16 protein-coding genes are annotated in these 16,881 nt (G+C 75.4%); 13 read left to right on the forward strand and 3 right to left on the reverse strand.

Annotated elements, in window-relative coordinates:
- The first annotated feature begins 43 nt into the window (after nucleotides 1-43).
- The 6 genes from nadE to OG309_RS33085 all read left to right on the forward strand — a co-directional run bounded on the left by nadE (nucleotide 44) and on the right by OG309_RS33085 (nucleotide 6,260).
- The gene (nadE, locus tag OG309_RS33060; protein ID WP_329426557.1) at nucleotides 44-874 is read left to right on the forward strand and encodes an ammonia-dependent NAD(+) synthetase; all 831 of its coding nucleotides are present in this window, start codon (nucleotides 44-46) and stop codon (nucleotides 872-874) included.
- 56 nt (nucleotides 875-930) lie between these two features.
- A complete protein-coding gene (locus tag OG309_RS33065; RefSeq protein WP_329428662.1) occupies nucleotides 931-2,235 on the forward strand; it encodes an alpha/beta fold hydrolase in 1,305 nt (434 codons plus the stop codon).
- 107 nt (nucleotides 2,236-2,342) lie between these two features.
- On the forward strand, nucleotides 2,343-3,458 hold the full coding sequence (locus tag OG309_RS33070) for a GntR family transcriptional regulator (protein WP_329426559.1): 1,116 nt from the start codon (nucleotides 2,343-2,345) through the stop codon (nucleotides 3,456-3,458).
- A 135-nt stretch (nucleotides 3,459-3,593) separates the two neighbouring features.
- Entirely contained in the window at nucleotides 3,594-4,487 is an 894-nt protein-coding gene (locus OG309_RS33075) for an SIS domain-containing protein (RefSeq protein ID WP_329426560.1), read from the forward strand.
- Between the two features lie 103 nt (nucleotides 4,488-4,590).
- Nucleotides 4,591-5,352 (forward strand): PIG-L deacetylase family protein, encoded by a 762-nt coding sequence (locus OG309_RS33080; protein ID WP_329426561.1) that lies wholly within the window; start codon nucleotides 4,591-4,593, stop codon nucleotides 5,350-5,352.
- A 74-nt stretch (nucleotides 5,353-5,426) separates the two neighbouring features.
- Nucleotides 5,427-6,260, forward strand: coding sequence for an enoyl-CoA hydratase/isomerase family protein (locus OG309_RS33085; RefSeq protein WP_329426563.1), 834 nt, complete (start codon nucleotides 5,427-5,429; stop codon nucleotides 6,258-6,260).
- A 76-nt stretch (nucleotides 6,261-6,336) separates the two neighbouring features.
- Here the strand turns inward: OG309_RS33085 and OG309_RS33090 are convergent, their stop codons facing one another.
- The 3 genes from OG309_RS33090 to OG309_RS33100 form a co-directional block, all read right to left on the reverse strand.
- Nucleotides 6,337-7,116: a VOC family protein gene (locus OG309_RS33090; RefSeq protein ID WP_329426565.1), complete on the reverse strand. Its 780-nt coding sequence runs from the start codon at nucleotides 7,114-7,116 to the stop codon at nucleotides 6,337-6,339.
- A 145-nt stretch (nucleotides 7,117-7,261) separates the two neighbouring features.
- Complete coding sequence (locus tag OG309_RS33095; RefSeq protein ID WP_329426567.1) at nucleotides 7,262-8,209, reverse strand: SDR family oxidoreductase; 948 nt, start codon at nucleotides 8,207-8,209, stop codon at nucleotides 7,262-7,264.
- A 41-nt stretch (nucleotides 8,210-8,250) separates the two neighbouring features.
- A complete protein-coding gene (locus tag OG309_RS33100) occupies nucleotides 8,251-9,207 on the reverse strand; it encodes an NAD(P)/FAD-dependent oxidoreductase (protein ID WP_329426569.1) in 957 nt (318 codons plus the stop codon).
- Between the two features lie 64 nt (nucleotides 9,208-9,271).
- Between OG309_RS33100 and OG309_RS33105 the strand changes: the two genes are divergently transcribed.
- The 7 genes from OG309_RS33105 (at nucleotide 9,272) to OG309_RS33135 (ending at nucleotide 16,870) form a co-directional block, all read left to right on the forward strand.
- The gene (locus OG309_RS33105) at nucleotides 9,272-9,859 is read left to right on the forward strand and encodes a helix-turn-helix domain-containing protein (RefSeq protein ID WP_329426570.1); all 588 of its coding nucleotides are present in this window, start codon (nucleotides 9,272-9,274) and stop codon (nucleotides 9,857-9,859) included.
- Between the two features lie 149 nt (nucleotides 9,860-10,008).
- The gene (locus tag OG309_RS33110; protein WP_329426571.1) at nucleotides 10,009-10,977 is read left to right on the forward strand and encodes an NADPH:quinone oxidoreductase family protein; all 969 of its coding nucleotides are present in this window, start codon (nucleotides 10,009-10,011) and stop codon (nucleotides 10,975-10,977) included.
- A complete protein-coding gene (locus tag OG309_RS33115) occupies nucleotides 10,974-12,167 on the forward strand; it encodes an acyl-CoA dehydrogenase family protein (protein ID WP_329426572.1) in 1,194 nt (397 codons plus the stop codon). Before OG309_RS33110 ends, OG309_RS33115 begins: the two co-directional genes overlap by 4 nt.
- A complete protein-coding gene (locus tag OG309_RS33120) occupies nucleotides 12,164-13,276 on the forward strand; it encodes an acyl-CoA dehydrogenase family protein (protein WP_329426573.1) in 1,113 nt (370 codons plus the stop codon). Before OG309_RS33115 ends, OG309_RS33120 begins: the two co-directional genes overlap by 4 nt.
- A 99-nt stretch (nucleotides 13,277-13,375) precedes the next feature.
- Nucleotides 13,376-14,986 carry an ABC transporter substrate-binding protein gene (locus OG309_RS33125; protein WP_329426574.1) on the forward strand — a complete coding sequence of 537 codons (1,611 nt, stop codon included), beginning with the start codon at nucleotides 13,376-13,378 and terminating at the stop codon, nucleotides 14,984-14,986.
- Complete coding sequence (locus tag OG309_RS33130; protein WP_329426575.1) at nucleotides 14,983-15,975, forward strand: ABC transporter permease; 993 nt, start codon at nucleotides 14,983-14,985, stop codon at nucleotides 15,973-15,975. Before OG309_RS33125 ends, OG309_RS33130 begins: the two co-directional genes overlap by 4 nt.
- Nucleotides 15,968-16,870: an ABC transporter permease gene (locus OG309_RS33135; protein WP_329426576.1), complete on the forward strand. Its 903-nt coding sequence runs from the start codon at nucleotides 15,968-15,970 to the stop codon at nucleotides 16,868-16,870. Before OG309_RS33130 ends, OG309_RS33135 begins: the two co-directional genes overlap by 8 nt.
- The last annotated feature ends 11 nt before the right edge of the window (nucleotides 16,871-16,881 follow it).

Genomic DNA, 16,881 nt, shown 5'->3' on the forward strand with positions numbered 1-16,881 from the left:
GAGCGGACGCCACCGCACACCACGCACCACCGAGGAGCATTCCGTGACCGACCCGGAGACCACCGCCCTGCAGCAGCGGATCGCCCGTGAGCTCGAGGTCGGCGAGACCTTCGACCCGCGCGCGGAGATCGAGCGCCGGGTGGCCTTCCTCGCCGAGCGCCTCACCTCCACCGGCCTGGGCTGCCTGGTCCTCGGCATCAGCGGCGGCGTCGACTCCACCACCGCCGGGCGGCTCTGCCAGCTCGCCGTCGAGCGCGCCCGCGCCGCCGGCCACCAGGCCACCTTCTACGCCATGCGGCTGCCCTACGGCGTCCAGGCCGACGAGCACGACGCCCGGCTCGCCCTCGACTTCATCCGCGCCGACGAGGTCCTCACCGTCGACATCAAGGCGGCCGGCGACGCCGCCCTGGACGCGACGCTCGCCGCCGGGACCGCCTTCCGCGACCCGCACCACCAGGACTTCGTGCACGGCAACATCAAGGCCCGGCAGCGCATGATCGCCCAGTACGCGGTCGCCGGCGCCCACAACGGCCTGGTGGTCGGCACCGACCACGCCGCCGAGGCCGTCTCCGGCTTCTTCACCAAGTACGGCGACGGCGCCGCCGACCTCGTCCCGCTCACCGGCCTCACCAAGCGCCGGGTGCGCGCCGTCGCCGCCGAGCTGGGCGCCCCGGCCGAGCTGGTCTGGAAGACCCCCACCGCCGACCTGGAGACCCTCGACCCGGGCAAGCCCGACGAGGACGCCCTCGGCGTGACCTACGACGAGATCGACGACTTCCTGGAGGGCAAGCCGGTCGGCGAGGCCGCCTTCGCCTCGATCGTCCGCCGCTACGAGCTGACCGAGCACAAGCGCCGGCTGCCGATCGCCCCCTGACCGCCCCACCCCCTCGCGCACCACCGCACGGCACGCACAGCACGAACAGGAACCACCTGGTGTCCACCTTCCGGCAGCCCGGACTCGTCCTCACCGACCACCGCTTCAGCGTCCCCCTCGACCACGACGCCCCCGACGGCGAACGGATCGAGATCCACGGACGGGAGGTCGTCGCGAGCGACCGGGCCGACCGGACCGGCCTGCCCTGGCTGCTCTACCTGGAGGGCGGGCCCGGCTTCGGGGCCCGCCGCTTCATCGGGCCGCAGGCCTGGCTCGGCCGGGCGGTGCGCGAGTTCCGGGTGCTCCTCCTCGACCAGCGCGGCACCGGCGCCTCCACCCCCGCCAACCGGCAGACCCTGCCGCTGCGCGGCACCCCGCGCGAACAGGCCGACTACCTCGCCCACTTCCGCGCCGACTCCATCGTCAAGGACTGCGAGCTGATCCGCCGGCAGCTGACCGGCGGCGCACCCTGGACCGTCCTCGGCCAGAGCTTCGGCGGCTTCTGCGCCACCCACTACCTCGGCGCCGCTCCCGAGGGCCTGGAGACCGTGCTCATCACGGGCGGGCTGCCCTCCCTCACGGCCACCGCCGACGAGGTCTACCGGGCCGCCTTCCCGCGCGTGCGGCGCAAGAACGAGGCCCACTACGCCCGCTACCCCGGCGATGTCGAGCGGGCCCGCCGGATCGCCGCCCACCTCGCCGCGCACGAGGTCGCGCTGCCCGGCGGCGGCGCGCTGACCCCCGAGGCCTTCCAGTCCCTCGGCATCCTGCTCGGCGGCGGCGACGGCACCCACCAGCTCCATCTGCTCCTGGAGGACGCCTTCGTCCCCACCCCGGCGGGCCCCGCCCTGTCCGACGCCTTCCTCGAAGGCGTCCAGGCCCACCTCTCCTTCGCCGGCCACCCGCTCTACGCCCTCCTGCACGAGGCCATCTACGCGCAGGGGCAGGGCCCGACCGACTGGGCGGCCGAACGCGTACGGGCCGGGCTCCCCGAGTTCGACGCGGCCGGGACCCTCGCGGGCGACGCCCCGCTGCTCTTCACCGGCGAGACGATCCACCCCTGGCACTTCGCCACCGACCCGGCCCTGCGCCCGCTGCGCGAGACCGCCGAACTCCTCGCCGCCCGCACCGACTGGGCCCCGCTCTACGACCCCGCGCGGCTCGCCGTCAACGAGGTCCCGGTGGCCGCCGCCGTCTACCACGACGACATGTACGTGGACACCGCCCACTCGCTGGGCACCGCGCGGGCCGTCCGGGGGCTGCGCACCTGGGTCACCGACGAGTTCGAGCACGACGGCGTACGGGCCGGCGGACCCCGCGTCCTCGACCGGCTGCTCGCCCTGGCCCGCGGCGAACTCTGAGCCCCGGCCCGCCCGGTGCGCGGGGATAGGATGCGCCGCGCGACCGGGCCGCACCCGGTCGCCCGCCGGCCGGCCCGCGGCCGGCGACCCGAGCACCAGGGGGCCCGGTGGCACACGGCGAGATCCCGGCGTCCGGACGCGAGCTGAAGTTCCGGGCCCTGACGGCCCAGTTGCGCCGGGGCCTGCTCGACGGCACCTGGCCGCCCGGCAGCAAGCTGCCCACCGAGCGGGCCCTCGCCGCCGAGACGGGGCTCTCGGTGACCACCGTCCGCCGGGCGTACGAGGACCTCGTCGCCCTCGGCCTGGTCCAACGGCGCCAGGGCGCGGGCACGTTCGCCGCCCACCGCGCCGAGCAGGAGCGGGCCGACCGCCGGGTCGTCGGCGTCCTCGTCCCCGACACCGCCTTCTACTACCCGCGGGTGCTCCAGGGCATCGAGCAGGAGCTCGCCGCGGCCGGGGCCCGGCTGGTCCTCGCCTGCTCCCACTACGACCAGGCCGAGGAGGACGCCGCCGTCGCCCGGCTGCTCGGCGCGGGAGTCCACGGGCTGCTGCTCGTCCCCTCGCTGCACACCGCCGCCGACCCCGGGCGGCGCGCCGAGGAGCTCCTCGCCCTGCCCGTGCCGGCCGTCCTGGTCGAACGCCGGCTCGCCGCGCACGGCCCCGGCGACCCCACCGAGCACGTGTGCACCGACCACGAGGGCGGCGCCTACGACGCCGTACGGCACCTGCGGGCCCTCGGACACCGGCGGTTCGGACTCGTCGTGCGTTCCGACGCGCCGACCACGGCGCCCATCGAGTCCGGCTTCGCCCGCGCCGTGGCCGACCTCGGGCTGCCCGAGGCACGCCGGGAGAGCGAGGCCATGGGGGAGTGGGACGCGGGCCGCGCCGACCGGGCCGTGGCCGCGCTGCGCGCCGCCGGGGTCACCGCCGCGCTCTGCTTCGGCGACCGCGAGGCCGCGCTGGTCCTCGGCGCCGCCCGCCGGGCCGGTCTGCGGGTCCCCGAGGACCTGGCCCTGATCAGCTACGACAACGAGTTCGCGGACGTGGCCGAGACCCCGCTGACGGCCGTCTCCCCGCCGAAGTTCCAGCTCGGCAGGCTCGCCGCGCAGATCCTGCTGCGCCGGCTCGCCGAGGGCGACGCGGCCCCGCTCCACCAGGTGCAGCTGCGCCCGCGCCTGGTCGTCCGGGCCTCGTGCGGGGCACCTCGTGGTGCGCGAGGGTGAGCGGCAGACCGGGTTTCCGCTCATGAAAGTCCAAGTCGTAGTCACCGTTTGCTCATTGTTCGCTATCGTCTCCCGGGGTAGAACACCGTTCGAGCCCCGGCGTCCGCCCCGGGACCTGGTCCCGAGAGGACGCACATGACCACCCACGTGGACATCGAGATCGCGAGCCAGCCGGACTGCTGGCGGCGCGCCGCCGAGATCGCCGCGGCACGGGCCGACCTGCTGCCCCGCTCCGGCGAGCGGGTGGCCGTCGTCGGCTGCGGCACCTCGTACTTCATCGCCCGCGCCTACGCCGCCCTCCGGGAGTCGCTCGGCGGCGGCGAGACCGACGCCTTCCCCGCCTCCGACCCGACCCCGCTCGGCCGGGGCTACGACCGGATCGTGGCGCTCACCCGCTCGGGCACCACCACCGAGGTCGCCGAGCTGCTCGCCCGGGCCGCCGGGCGCACCCCGACCCTCGTCCTCACCGGCGTGCCGGGCAGCCCGGCCGCGCGGCTCGCCGACGCCGTCCTCGACCTCCCCTTCGCCGACGAGCGCTCCGTGGTGCAGACCCGGTTCCCCACCACCGCGCTCCAGTTGCTCAGGGCAGGTCTCGGCGTCGACCTCGGCCCCTCGGTCGCCGACGCCGAACTCGCCCTGTACGAGCCGCTGCCCGCGAGCTGGACGCGGTACGGGCAGTTCACCTTCCTCGGCACCGGCTGGACCGTCGGCCTCGCCGACGAGGCGGCGCTCAAGCTGCGCGGGGCCGCCCGCGCCTGGACCGAGTCGTACCCGGCGATGGAGTACCGGCACGGCCCGATCGGCATCAGCGACCCGGGCAGCCTGGTGTGGTGCCTCGGCCCGGTCCCGCCCGGCCTGGCCGACGAAGTGGCCTCCACCGGGGCCCGGTTCGTCGCCGACGCCGTCGACCCCGTCGCCGCCCTGGTGCGCGCCCAGCGGCTGGCCGTCGCCCTCGCGGACCGCCGCGGCCTCAACCCCGACCGCCCCCGGCACCTCACGCGCTCGGTGATCCTCGCCGGGGCCCGCTGAACCGGTCCCGGAACGCCCCTGAAGCGCCCCGGCGCGCCGCCGGGCGGCCCCGGCACCGCACCGGAGCCGCCCGTGGGCCGGGCCCGCGACGTATCCTGCGCCCATGATCGACACCACCGGGCAGGCCCCGCCGCAACTGGAAGAGATGCCCTCCGACTGGCAGCGCGCCCTCGCCGTCGTCGCCCACCCCGACGACCTGGAGTACGGCTGCGCCGCGGCCGTCGCGGGCTGGACCGACGCGGGCAAGGAGGTCGTCTACGTCCTCGCCACCCGGGGCGAGGCGGGCATCGACGGCCTCGAACCGGCTGTGTGCGGCCCGCTGCGCGAGCGGGAGCAGCGGGACAGCGCGGCGGTCGTCGGAGTGCGGACCGTGGAGTTCCTGGACCACCGGGACGGCGTGATCGAGTACGGGCTCGGGCTGCGCCGCGACATCGCCGCCGCCATCCGCCACCACCGCCCCGAACTCGTCCTCACCCTCAACCACCGCGACACCTGGGGCCCGGAGCCCGGGGGTGCCTGGAACACCCCGGACCACCTGGCCGTGGGCCGCGCCGTCCTGGACGCGGCGGCCGACGCGGGCAACCGCTGGATCTTCCCCGAGCTGACCGAGCAGGGCCTCGCCCCCTGGAACGGGGTGCGCTGGGTCGCCGTCGCCGGTTCGAACCTCCCCACCCACGCGGTCGACGCCGGACCGGGCCTGGAGCGCGCCACCCGCTCGCTGCTCGCCCACCGCACCTACATCGAGGCGCTGACCGACCAGGACGCGGACGCGTACTGCCGTGAGTTCGTCGCCCTGTCGACGGGCCGCTCCTCGGAGCGCTTCGGAGGCCGCCCCGCGGTGGCGTTCGAGGTGTTCCCCCGGTAGGGGACGAGCGCTAGGCTCCACGCCCGGATGTGCCTGACGATCCGTCAGGCAGACCGGGGGCAGGGGGCGGTGCGGTGATCGACACGCTCGACCACACGGTCCCGGAGGGCGAGGAGCGGCTCACCCTCCGGGTCGAGGACGGCATCGGGGTGGTCACCCTGTGCCGCCCGGAGAAGCTCAACGGCTGGAGCTGGGAGGCCAGTCGGCAGCTCGGCCTCGTCGCGGACCGGATCCGCTTCGACGAACGGGTGCGGGCCGTGCTGCTGCGGGCCGAGGGGCGGGCCTTCTGTGCGGGGATCGACGTCACCGCACCCGGCGGGGCCATCACCGGACGCTCGGCGGCCGAGCGCACCGAGAACTACGCCGAGGGCATCCGCTGGGTCCACGAGCGCTTCGCCGCCTTCGCCCGGCTGCCCCAGCCGGTCGTGGCCGCCGTCCAGGGCTACTGCCTCGGCTTCGGCTTCGAGCTGGCCCTCATGGCCGACATCCGCCTCGCCGCCGACGACGCCGTCTTCGCCCTCCCCGAGACCGGCATCGGCGTCGCCGTGGACGCGGGCGGCGACCTGCGGATCGCCCGAGACGCGGGCGCCGGCTGGGCCAAGTACCTGGCGCTCACCGGCCGGCGGATCGACGCCGCCACCGCCGAACGCCTCGGCCTGGTCCAGCGCGTCACCGCTCCCGAGGAGCTCGCGGCGGCGGCGTACGAGACGGCCGGGGCCGTCGCGGCGGCCGCCCCGCTCGCGGTCCGGGCGGTGAAGCGCGCCGTCGACTCCTTCGCCGACCAGGGCCTCGCCGCCGCCCTCGACCGCACCGCGCTCGCCGCCGCGCTCACCCTCACCTCCGAGGACGCCCGCGAGGGTTACGCGGCGAAGGCGGCCCGCAGGCCGCCCCGCTTCGAGGGCCGCTGAACGCCGACCGGGCGCCGACCGGGCGCCGGCCGAACACCGGCCGGACGCCGTCCCGCGTGGTCCCGGGCCCGCCGCGTCACATGGTGGGGGAGGGCTTCAGCACGGCGAAGGGGGCGCCGAACGGGTCCGCCAGCCAGGCGATCCGGCCCACGTCAGGGACGTCGGCGGGCGGCATCAGGACCGAGCCGCCACTCTCCTGGACCGAGGCGGAGACCACGTCGGCGTCGGCCGTGGCGAAGTACGGGATCCAGCGCGCCTTGTCCGCGCCGGGCTGCAGCGGGGCCGCTCCGCCGAAGGAGGCGTCCTGCTGGTCCCCGGCGGCCGTGGAGATCACCCGGTACGTCATGCCGGGCGCCTCCATCTCCGCCCAGCGCCAGCCGAACAGGCCGCGGTAGAAGCCGAGCACCGCCTCCGGGTCGTCGACGTGCAGCTCCGCCCAGAGCAGGGTGTGGTTCTCCGAGGTGCGCTCCAGGCCCTTCACGGCGTTCGGCTGCCAGACGGCGAACTCGGCGCCGCCCGGGTCGGTGAGGGCCGCCGTCCGCCCGGCCTCCATCACGTCCGTGGGAGCCATCCGGACCGTGCCGCCGTTCTGCTCGGCCGCCCGGGCGGTGGCATCGGCGTCCGGGGTCTCGAAGTAGACCGTCCAGGCGCTGCTCGCGCCCTCCTGCGTGAGCGGGCCGAGCGCGGCGACCGTCTTGCCGTCCTGCTGGAAGAAGCCGTAGCCGCCGGTGTCGGGGCCGGCCGAGACGAAGTCCCAGCCGAAGACCCGGCCGTAGAAGGTGGCGGCGGCGGTGGTGTCGGGGCTGCCGAGGTCGAGCCAGTCGGGCGAGCCCGTGGTGAAGTCCGTACCGAGCATGGGATGTGTCCCGTCCTTCCGGGTGGGGAAGCCGTGCCGTGGCGGAGCGGGTGGCGGGGTTCCGGCCACCCTGGCCGATCCTCACCCCCTCCCGGGTCCCCCGTAGCGCTGCCACCCCGGATTCATCCGCACGGCCCAGCGCGGTTCAGCCCCCGTGTGCCCGCTCCGGGCCCTCCCATGTGAACGGGCCGCGCCCCAGCTGGGCCCGTACCGGCACCACCGGCTCGTTCACCAGCGAGCGCCGCTGCCAGTTGGCGCCGTCGACCACCAGGGTGTGCCCGCTGACGAACCGGGCGTACGGGGAGGCCAGGAAGGTCGCGGCCCAGCCCAGCTCGCGCGGACGCCCCACCGGCAGCGCGGGCTGCCGCAGCTCCGGGTGCCCGGCCCGGTCCAGGTTCGCCCGGACCGCCGGCACCATCTCCTCGTGCGGCATCAGCCCCGGCACCAGGCCGTTGACCTGGATCCCGTACGGCCCCCACTCCACCGCGAGGGTCTCCGTCAGGTTCTTCACCCCGGCCTTCGCCGCCGCCGAGTGGGCGTACCCGGGCCCGCCGGTCCAGGCGTACGAGGCGCCGACGTTGACGACCGAGCCGGGGGTCCCGGCGGCCAGGTGCCGCCGGGCGAACTCCCGGGTGGTGAACCAGGTCCCGGAGAGCGTGATGTCCACCACCGCCCGCCAGCCGTTGGGCGACAGCTCCTCCGCCGGTACGGGGAAGTTGGCCGCCGCGCAGTTCACCAGGACGTCCGGCCGGGCGCCCAGCGCCGCCTCGCAGGAGTCCAGGACCCCGGCGATCCGCTCCGGGTCCCGGATGTCGCACACCCCGGTCACCACCCGCGTCCCGGCGACCGCCGCCAGCTCCTCACGGGCCGCCGCGAGCCGTCCGGCCGTACGCCCGAGGATGGCCAGATCGGCGCCGAGCCGGGCGAACTCGGCGGCGATCGCCTTGCCGAGGCCGGAGCCCCCGCCGGTCACCAGGACCACCCGGCCCTCGAACGTGCCCGCCGGCAGGGCGCTCGCGCCGAGCGGCGGAGGGGCGGGCAGCCCGGGAGTGTCGTACGCCCCTTCACGCGGTGTCCCTCTCGTCTCCTCCATGGGGTATCGATAGCGCGCCCGCGCCGAGAACTGAAGCCCCGTCAGGCCGCGGGGCCCGCCGCCCCGCGGTCCAGGTCGGACAGGAGCAGGTCCCCGTTGACCGCGGCGGCGGCCCGGTAGCCGCCGCTCGCCGCGTTGACCACCTGCTCGTGCGCGCCGATCGCGTTCCCCGCCGCCCACACGCCCGGCACGCTGGTCCGCCCCGTCTCGTCCACGGCCACGAAGGCGCCGAACGGCGTCTCGCCGGTCTCCGCGCCGAGCGCCGTGAGCAGCCCGTCGCGGGGGACCGGCCGGGGGCCCACGAAGAGCACCTCGCGCGGCACGGTCCGCCCGTCGGCCATCCGTACGCCGGTCAGGCGGTCGTCCTCGACGACGAGGCCCGCCACCTCGCCCGTCACGACCGTCACACCGGCCGCCGCCAGGCGGGCGGCGTCCTGCGCGCCGGGGGCCGCGGCCGTGTGCAGGAAGAGGGTCACGTCGGCGGACCACTGGGAGACCATCAGCGCCTGGTGGGCGGGGAGTTCCGGGTGGGCCAGCACGCCGAAGGCCCGGTCGCGGACCTCCCAGCCGTGGCAGTACGGGCAGTGGAGCACGTCCCGGCCCCAGCGCCCGGTGAGCCCGTCGAGCTCCGGCAGCTCGTCCACGAGCCCGGTCGTGACGATCAGCCGGCGGGCCCGGACCCGGCGCCCGTCCGCCAGGGCGAGCGCGAAGCCCCCGGCCCCGTCCGGCGTCGCCGCGGTCACGACGCCCTCGGTGCGCTCCACCCCGTACCCGGCGATCTCCCGCCGTCCCGCCTCCAGGAACGCGGCCGGGCTCATGCCGTCCCGGGTGAGGTAGCCCTGCATGTGGGCGGCGGGCGCGTTGCGCGGCTCACCGGCGTCGACCACCAGGGTGCTGCGCCGGGCCCGGCCGAGGACCAGGGCCGCGCTCAGCCCCGCCGCGCCACCGCCGACGACCACGACGTCGTACGTGTCAGGGGTCTGCTCGTTGTCGTTCATGCCACGAGGGTCACGCGGAGCGTGCTCGCTTGACAAACGGAGTTGCCGTTTCTGCAATGGACGCATGACCACCGACGACGATCGCATCGACTCCGTGCTGAACGAGGTCGGCCCCCGGCTGCGCCGCATCCGGCGCGAGCGCGGGGCCACCCTCGCGGAGCTCTCCGCCACCACCGGCATCTCCGTGAGCACCCTCTCCCGGCTGGAGTCCGGGCAGCGCAAGCCCAGCCTGGAGCTGCTGCTGCCGATCGCCCGCGCCCACCAGGTGCCGCTCGACGAGCTGGTCGGCGCTCCTCCGGTCGGCGACCCCCGGGTCCGGGCGAAGCCGATCGTCCGGCACGGGCGCACCATGTACCCGCTCACCCGCCAGCCCGGCGGGCTCCAGGCGTACAAGGTCGTCCAGGAGCCCGGCGCGGAGGCGGGCGAGCCGCGCGTCCACGAGGGGTACGAGTGGCTGTACGTGCTCTCCGGAAGTCTGCGGCTCGTGCTGGGCGACCACGACGTGGTGCTCGGCTCCGGAGAGGCCGCCGAGTTCGACACCCGGGTGCCCCACTGGTTCGGGCCCGCCGGGGACCGGCCGGTGGAGTTCCTGAGCCTGTTCGGGCCGCAGGGGGAGCGGATGCACGTGAGGGCGCGACCCAAGAAGTCCTGAACCGGGGCCGGCCCGGAAAGTCCCGCCCGGCCCCGCCCCGCGGGCAGACGGCGCCACTTTCCGGGCGCGGCCTGGTTCCGCAAGCCCAAGCGACCGCTTAGTATGCCGTCGAACCGCGCAGGACCGACGACGGCTGCTGGAGGCCCCCGATGCAGGCATGGCGAGTGCACGAGAACGGCGAACCGGGCGAGGTGATGCAGCGCGACGACGTCGAGCCCCCGGTGCCCGGCGACGGCCAGGTCCTGCTCAAGGTCCGCGCCACCGGCATCAACTTCCCCGACGCGCTGCTCTGCCGGGGGCAGTACCAGGTGCGGCCGCCGCTGCCCTTCACGCCGGGCGTGGAGATCTGCGCCGAGACCGAGGACGGGCGCCGGGTGATCGCCACCCCCGTCCTGCCGCACGGTGGCCTCGCCGCCTACGCGGTGGCCGACGCCGCCGCCCTGCTGCCCGCCCCCGAGGCCCTGGACGACGCCGAGGCCGCCGCCCTCCACATCGGCTACCAGACCGGCTGGTTCGGCCTGCACCGCAGGGCCGCCCTCCAGGAGGGCGAGACGCTGCTGGTGCACGCCGCCGCGGGCGGCGTCGGCAGCGCCGCCGTCCAGCTCGGCAAGGCCGCGGGCGCCACCGTCATCGGCGTCGTCGGCGGCGCCGACAAGGCGGCCGCCGCCCGCGCGCTCGGCTGCGACACCGTCGTCGACCGGCACGCCGAGGACGTCGTCGCCGCCGTCAAGGAGGCCACCGGCGGCCGGGGCGCCGACGTGATCTACGACCCCGTCGGCGGCGGCGCCTACCAGCAGTCCGCCAAGCTGGTGGCCTTCGAGGGCCGGATCGTGGTCGTCGGCTTCGCCAGCGGCACCGTGCCCGCCCCCGCCCTCAACCACGCCCTGATCAAGAACTACTCGATCCTGGGCCTGCACTGGGGCCTCTACAACCTCAAGGACCCGGCCGCCGTCCTGCGCTGCCACGAGACCCTCACCGCCCTCGCCGCCAAGGGCCTGATCAAGCCGTACGTCAGCGAGCGGGTCCCCTTCGACGCCGCGGCCGACGCGGTGCAGCGGGTCTCGGAGGGCGTCACCACCGGCCGGCTCGTCGTCCTCCCGGAAGGAGTCCGCGCATGACCGGCACACCCCCCGGCGCCGACGCGCTCATCGAGCGCACCCGGCGGCTGCTCTCCGAGCACCCGCCCGCCACCACCGGCCGCGCCGCGTTCCTGGAGGCCCGCTTCGACGCCGGACTCGCCTGGGTGCACTACCCGGTCCGCCTCGGCGGACTCGACGCGCCGCGCTCCCTCCAGGCCGTCGTGGACGCCGAACTGGCCGCCGCCGGAGCCCCCGACAACGATCCGCGCCGGATCGGCATCGGCCTCGGCATGGCCGCCCCCACCCTCCTCGCGTACGGCTCGCAGGAGGTCAAGGAGCGCTTCCTGAAGCCGCTCTGGGTCGGCGAGGAGGTCTGGTGCCAGCTCTTCAGCGAGCCCGGCGCCGGCTCCGACCTCGCCGCGCTGGGCACCCGCGCCGTGCGGGACGGGGACGAGTGGGTGGTCAACGGGCAGAAGGTGTGGACCTCCAGCGCCCATGTGGCCCGCTGGGCCATCCTCATCGCCCGCACCGACCCGGAGCTGCCCAAGCACCGCGGCATCACCTACTTCGTCTGCGACATGACCGACCCGGGCGTCGAGGTGCGGCCGCTGCGGCAGATCACCGGCGAGGCCGAGTTCAACGAGGTCTTCCTCACCGACGTCCGGATCCCCGACGCCCACCGCCTGGGCGAGGTCGGGGACGGCTGGCGGGTCGCCCAGACCACCCTCATGAACGAGCGGGTCTCCATCGGCGGCGCCCGCATCCCCCGCGAGGGCGGCATGATCGGCAAGGCCGCCGGGACCTGGCGCGCCCGGCCCGAGCTGCGCACCCACGACCTGCACCGGCGGCTGCTCGACCTGTGGGTGGACGCCGAGGTCGCCCGGCTCACCGGCGAGCGCCTGCGCCAGCAGCTCGTCGCCGGCCAGCCGGGGCCCGAGGGCAGCGCGATGAAGCTGTTCTTCGCCGGTCTCAACCAGGCCATCAGCGGCCTGGAGGTGGAACTCCTCGGCGACGAGGGCCTGTCGTACGGGGACTGGACGATGGTCCGGCCCGAGCTCGTCGACTTCACCGGGCGCGACGCGGGCTACCGCTATCTCCGCTCGAAGGGCAACTCGATCGAGGGCGGTACGAGCGAGGTGCTGCTCAACATCGTCGCCGAGCGGGTCCTCGGCCTGCCCGCCGAGCCCCGCAACGACAAGGACGTCGCCTGGAAGGACCTCGCGCGATGAGCGACCTGCTGTACTCCGAGACCGAGGACGACCTGCGCGCGGCGGTCCGCGCCCTGCTCGCCGACCGGGCCGGCTCGCAGACCGTGCTCGACCGGATCGAATCACCGGACCCGTACCCGCCCGGCCTCTGGGACGCCCTCGCGGGCGGCATCGGCGCCGCCGGGCTCCTCGTGCCCGAGAAGCTGGGCGGCCAGGGCGCGAGCCACCGCGAGGCGGCCGTCGTCCTGGAGGAGCTGGGGCGGGCGGTGACCCCGGCCCCGTACCTGACGAGCGCCGTGGTGGCGACCACGACCCTGCTCGCCCTCGGCGCGGAGCAGGGCCCCGCCGCGGACCTGCTCCGCGCCCTGGCGAACGCCGAACGCGTCGCCGTCCTGGCCGTGCCCTTCTCCACGGCCCCGGACGGACGCCCGGCGGGCACGGGCTCCCACGGCTCCGCGGGACCGGCCGTCCCCGCCACACCCGTCCCCGCCGTGCCCGACGCCGTCGCGGCCGACGTCTTCCTCGTCCCGCGCGCCGACGGCCTGTACGCCGTCGACGCCTCGGACGCCGTCGTCACCCCGCTCTCCTCGCTCGACCTGACCCGGCCGCTCGCCACCGTCGACCCGGACGGCGCGGCGGGCACCCGCCTCGCCGACGCCGGCGCCGCGCGCGAGGCGGTGCGGCGCGGGCTGCTCGCGGGCGCCGGGCTGCTCGCCTCCGAGCAGCTCGGGCTCGCCGAGTGGTGCCTGGAGGAGACCGTGCGGCACACCCGGGAGCGGCACCAGTTCAACCGGCCGGTCGGCTCCTTCCAGGCGCTGAAGCACCGGATGGCCCAGCTCTGGCTGGAGCTGGTGGGCGCCAGGGCGGTGGCCCGGGCCGCCGCGGACGCGCTCGCGACCGGCGCCGGGGACGCCGCCCTGACGGTGGCCGTCGCCCAGGCGTACTGCTCGAAGGTGGCGGTGCGCGCGGCGGAGGAGTGCGTGCAGTTGCACGGCGGCATCGGGATGACCTGGGAGCACCCGGCCCACCTGGCGCTGAAGCGGGCCAAGTCCGATGCCATCGGCCTGGGTTCGGCGGGCCGCCACCAGGACGCGGTCGCGTCCCTGGCGGACCTGCCGGCTCCCGCCTAGGGGCCGGTAAGGGGCCCTCGTTGTCCGCACCCCTTTACCTACTGTTTAATTGCAAGCTGTTCGCAATAACAGTTGATCTTCAAGAGGGGTGTGGACACCATGACCGCCCGATCCCTACGCGGCGCGGCCGCCGCGACGCTGGCCGGAACACTGGCCCTCACCGCGGCGGCCTGCTCGACCCCCGGCGGGGCCGCCGCGGGCTCCGGCGGCCCGAAGGACGCGGCGGTCGTCGGCATCGCCTACGAACCCGAGTCGCTCAGCCCGCTCCTCGGCTACGGCAAGGACGGCAACTCGAAGATCTTCGACGGACTGCTCGCCCTCGACGCCGACATGCGGCTGCGGCCCGCCCTCGCCGCCGCGCTGCCCGCGGTCAGCGCCGACGGCCTCACGTACACGTACCGCCTGCGCAAGGGCGTGAAGTTCAGCGACGGGCAGCCGTTCACCGCGAAGGACGTCGTCTTCACGTACCGCACGGTGCTCGACCCGAAGACCAACAACGCCTCCCGGACCGAGCTCGACGCCCTCAAGGACGTCCGCGCCGTCGGCGACGACAGCGTCGTGTTCACCCTCAAGTACCCCTACGCGCCCTTCGCCCAGCGCACCGTCCTCGCCATCGCCCCCGAGCACGTCGCGGGCCGCCAGGACGTCAACACCGGCCCGTTCACCACGCGGCCGGTCGGCACCGGGCCGTACGTCCTCACCGGCTGGTCCAAGGGCGAGAAGCTCACCTTCAAGGCCAACCCCGGCTACTGGGGCGGCGAGCCCGCCGTGAAGAAGTTCACCATGGCGGTCATCAAGGACGACGACGTCCGCGCCACCCGGCTGCGCGCCGGCGACCTCGACGCCGCCATCCTGCCGCCCGCCCTCGCCGCCGGATTCGCGCAGGACAAGGGCAGGAAGACCTACGCGGCCAAGACCTACGACTACCGCACGGTCACCCTGCCCACCCACCACCAGGTCACCGGCGACACCGCCGTCCGCCGCGCCCTCGACATCGCCGTCGACCGCCGGGCCATGGTCGACAAGATCCTCGAAGGCGCCGGGAAGCCCGCCTACGGACCCGTCCCCACCGACAGCCCCTGGTTCGCCAAGGGCACCGAGCGCCGCCACGACCTCGCCGCCGCCGGGAAGATCCTCGACGAGGCCGGGTGGAAGCCCGGCCCCGACGGCGTCCGCGTCCGCGACGGCGTCCGCGCCTCCTTCCCGCTCTGGTACCTCTCCGGCGACAAGCTGCGCCAGGACCACGCCCTCGCCTACGCCTCCGACGCCAAGAAGGCCGGCATCGAGATCAAGGCCCAGGCCGGCACCTGGGAGGTCATCGAACCCCGCATGAAGACCGACGCCGTCCTCGCCGGCGGCGGCTCGCCCGGCGACCCCGACTTCGACCAGTACCTGCTGCTCACGTCCTCCCTCGCCGGCGACGGCTTCAACAACATGGCCTGGTACGACAACAAGACCGTCGACCGGGCCCTGCAGGACGGCCGCCGGAGCAACGACCCGGCCGCGCGCCGCGCCGCCTACGACACCGTCCAGCGCGAACTCGTGAAGAACCCCGGCTACACCTTCCTCACCCACATCGACCACCTGTACGTGGTGAACGACCGCTGGGACACCGCCACCGGCGGCCTCACCACCCAGGTCGAGCCGCACGACCACGGCCTCGCCTCCGGCCCCTGGTGGAACGTCGAGAGCTGGAAGCCGAAGCAGTGAGCCGCCGCCTCCCCTGGGGGGCCATGGCCCGCATGACGGGACGGCGCGCCCTGGCCGCCGTCCCGGTCCTGCTCGGCGTCACCCTCGCGGTCTTCGCCGTCGCCGAGGCCTCCCCGTTCGACCCCGTCAAGGCCTACGCCGGCACCGCCGGACTCACCGCCTCCCAGGAGAACCTGGACCAGCTGCGCGCCAACCTCGGCGTCGACCGGCCCCTGATCACCCGCTGGTGGGAGTGGCTCGGCGACGCCGTCACCGGCGACCTCGGCCGGTCCGGCGTGATGCGCCAGCCCGTCGCCGACGTCATCGCCGAACGCGTCGGCTGGTCCGTGCTGCTGGCCGCCACCGCCTTCCTCGTCGCCGTCACCCTCGGCACGGCCCTCGGCGTCCTCGCCGGCCGCCGCCGCGGCGGCCTCCTCGACCGGGCGGTGAGCTCCGCCGCGTACACCCTGGAAGCCGCCCCCGCCTTCTGGCTCGGCCTGCTCGCCATCTGGTTCTTCGCCCTCCGCCTCGGCGTGCTCCCCGCCGGCGGACTCACCGACACCGGCAGCGACACCGTCACCGCGGGGCAGGTCGCCACCCACCTCGTGCTGCCCGCCCTCGTCCTCGGCGTCTCCCAACTGCCCTGGTTCTTCCTGTACGTGCGCCAGGGCGTCGGCGACGCGCTGGAGGAGGACCCGGTGCGCGGCGCCCGCGCCCGGGGCCTCTCCGAGCGGACCGTCCTCACCGGCCACGCCCTGCGCTCCGGCATGCTGCCCATGCTCACCCTGATCGGCTCCCGGGTCCCCGAACTCATCACCGGCGCCCTCCTCGTGGAGACCGTCTTCAGCTGGCCCGGCATCGCCGCCGCCACCGTGCAGGCCGCGGTCTCCGTCGACTTCCCGCTGCTCGCCGCGCTCACCGTGCTCGCCACCGCGGCCGTACTGCTCGGCAACCTGCTCTCCGACCTGCTGTACGGGCTCGCCGACCCCCGGGTGGGATTCGATGGCTGACACCGACCTCGCGCCCCGCACGCCGTCCGGGCCCGCCACGGCGCGCCCCCGCAGGAGCGCACCCGCCGACCGCACCCGGCGGGTGCGGCTGTGGAGCTCCGCGCTCGTCACCGGCGCCGTCGTCCTCGCCGTCCTCCTCGTCCCGCCCCTCGTCCAGCTCGACGAACAGGCCGTCGACCTCGGCAGCAAGCTCCTGCCGCCGTCCTGGGAGCACCCCTTCGGCACCGACGACCTCGGCCGGGACCTGCTCCTGCGCTGCGTCTACGGCCTGCGGATCTCGCTCCTCGTCGGCCTGGTCGCCGCCCTCGTCGCCACCGTCATCGGGACGGCCGTCGGCGCCGCCGCGGGCGCGCTCGGCGGCCGTTTCGACCGGCTCGTGATGCGGATCGTCGACGCCTTCTCGTCCGTGCCGCACCTGCTCCTCGGCATCTTCGTCGTGGCCATGTTCCGGCCCGGGGTCTGGCCCGTGATCGTCTCCGTGGCGCTCACCCACTGGCTCTCCACCGCCCGGATCGTGCGCTCCGAGGTCCTGTCGCTGCGCGGGCGGCCCTTCGTGGACGCCGCGATCTCCGGCGGCGCCTCCCGGTGGCGCGTCGGCGTCCGGCACCTGCTGCCCGCCGTCCTGCCGCAGGCCGGTCTCGCCGCCGTCCTCATGGTGCCGCACGCCATGTGGCACGAGTCGGCGCTCTCCTTCCTCGGCCTCGGCCTCCCCAGCCACCAGGCCAGCCTCGGCAACCTCGTCCAGACCGCACGCTCCTCGCTGCTCGCCGGCGCCTGGTGGCCGACGCTCTTCCCCGGCCTGCTGCTGATCGTGCCGACCCTGGCCGTCGCCGGCCTCGCCGGGATCTGGCGCGACCGGCTCAACCCGCGCCGCCGATCGGAGCTGACGCTGTGACCGGGAACCCC

The sequence above is a fragment of the Streptomyces sp. NBC_01268 genome (genome assembly GCF_036240795.1).
Classification (GTDB): domain Bacteria; phylum Actinomycetota; class Actinomycetes; order Streptomycetales; family Streptomycetaceae; genus Streptomyces.

Excerpts from the sequence above, each read along its gene's own strand:
- OG309_RS33075 (WP_329426560.1), top strand. The coding sequence starts at position 3,594 with ATGACCACCCACGTGGACATCGAGATCGCGAGCCAGCCGGACTGCTGG.
- OG309_RS33080 (WP_329426561.1), top strand. The coding sequence starts at position 4,591 with ATGATCGACACCACCGGGCAGGCCCCGCCGCAACTGGAAGAGATGCCC.
- OG309_RS33090 (WP_329426565.1), bottom strand. The coding sequence starts at position 7,116 with ATGCTCGGTACGGACTTCACCACGGGCTCGCCCGACTGGCTCGACCTC.
- OG309_RS33095 (WP_329426567.1), bottom strand. The coding sequence starts at position 8,209 with ATGGAGGAGACGAGAGGGACACCGCGTGAAGGGGCGTACGACACTCCC.
- OG309_RS33100 (WP_329426569.1), bottom strand. The coding sequence starts at position 9,207 with ATGAACGACAACGAGCAGACCCCTGACACGTACGACGTCGTGGTCGTC.
- OG309_RS33105 (WP_329426570.1), top strand. The coding sequence starts at position 9,272 with ATGACCACCGACGACGATCGCATCGACTCCGTGCTGAACGAGGTCGGC.
- OG309_RS33110 (WP_329426571.1), top strand. The coding sequence starts at position 10,009 with ATGCAGGCATGGCGAGTGCACGAGAACGGCGAACCGGGCGAGGTGATG.
- OG309_RS33115 (WP_329426572.1), top strand. The coding sequence starts at position 10,974 with ATGACCGGCACACCCCCCGGCGCCGACGCGCTCATCGAGCGCACCCGG.
- OG309_RS33120 (WP_329426573.1), top strand. The coding sequence starts at position 12,164 with ATGAGCGACCTGCTGTACTCCGAGACCGAGGACGACCTGCGCGCGGCG.
- OG309_RS33125 (WP_329426574.1), top strand. The coding sequence starts at position 13,376 with ATGACCGCCCGATCCCTACGCGGCGCGGCCGCCGCGACGCTGGCCGGA.
- OG309_RS33135 (WP_329426576.1), top strand. The coding sequence starts at position 15,968 with ATGGCTGACACCGACCTCGCGCCCCGCACGCCGTCCGGGCCCGCCACG.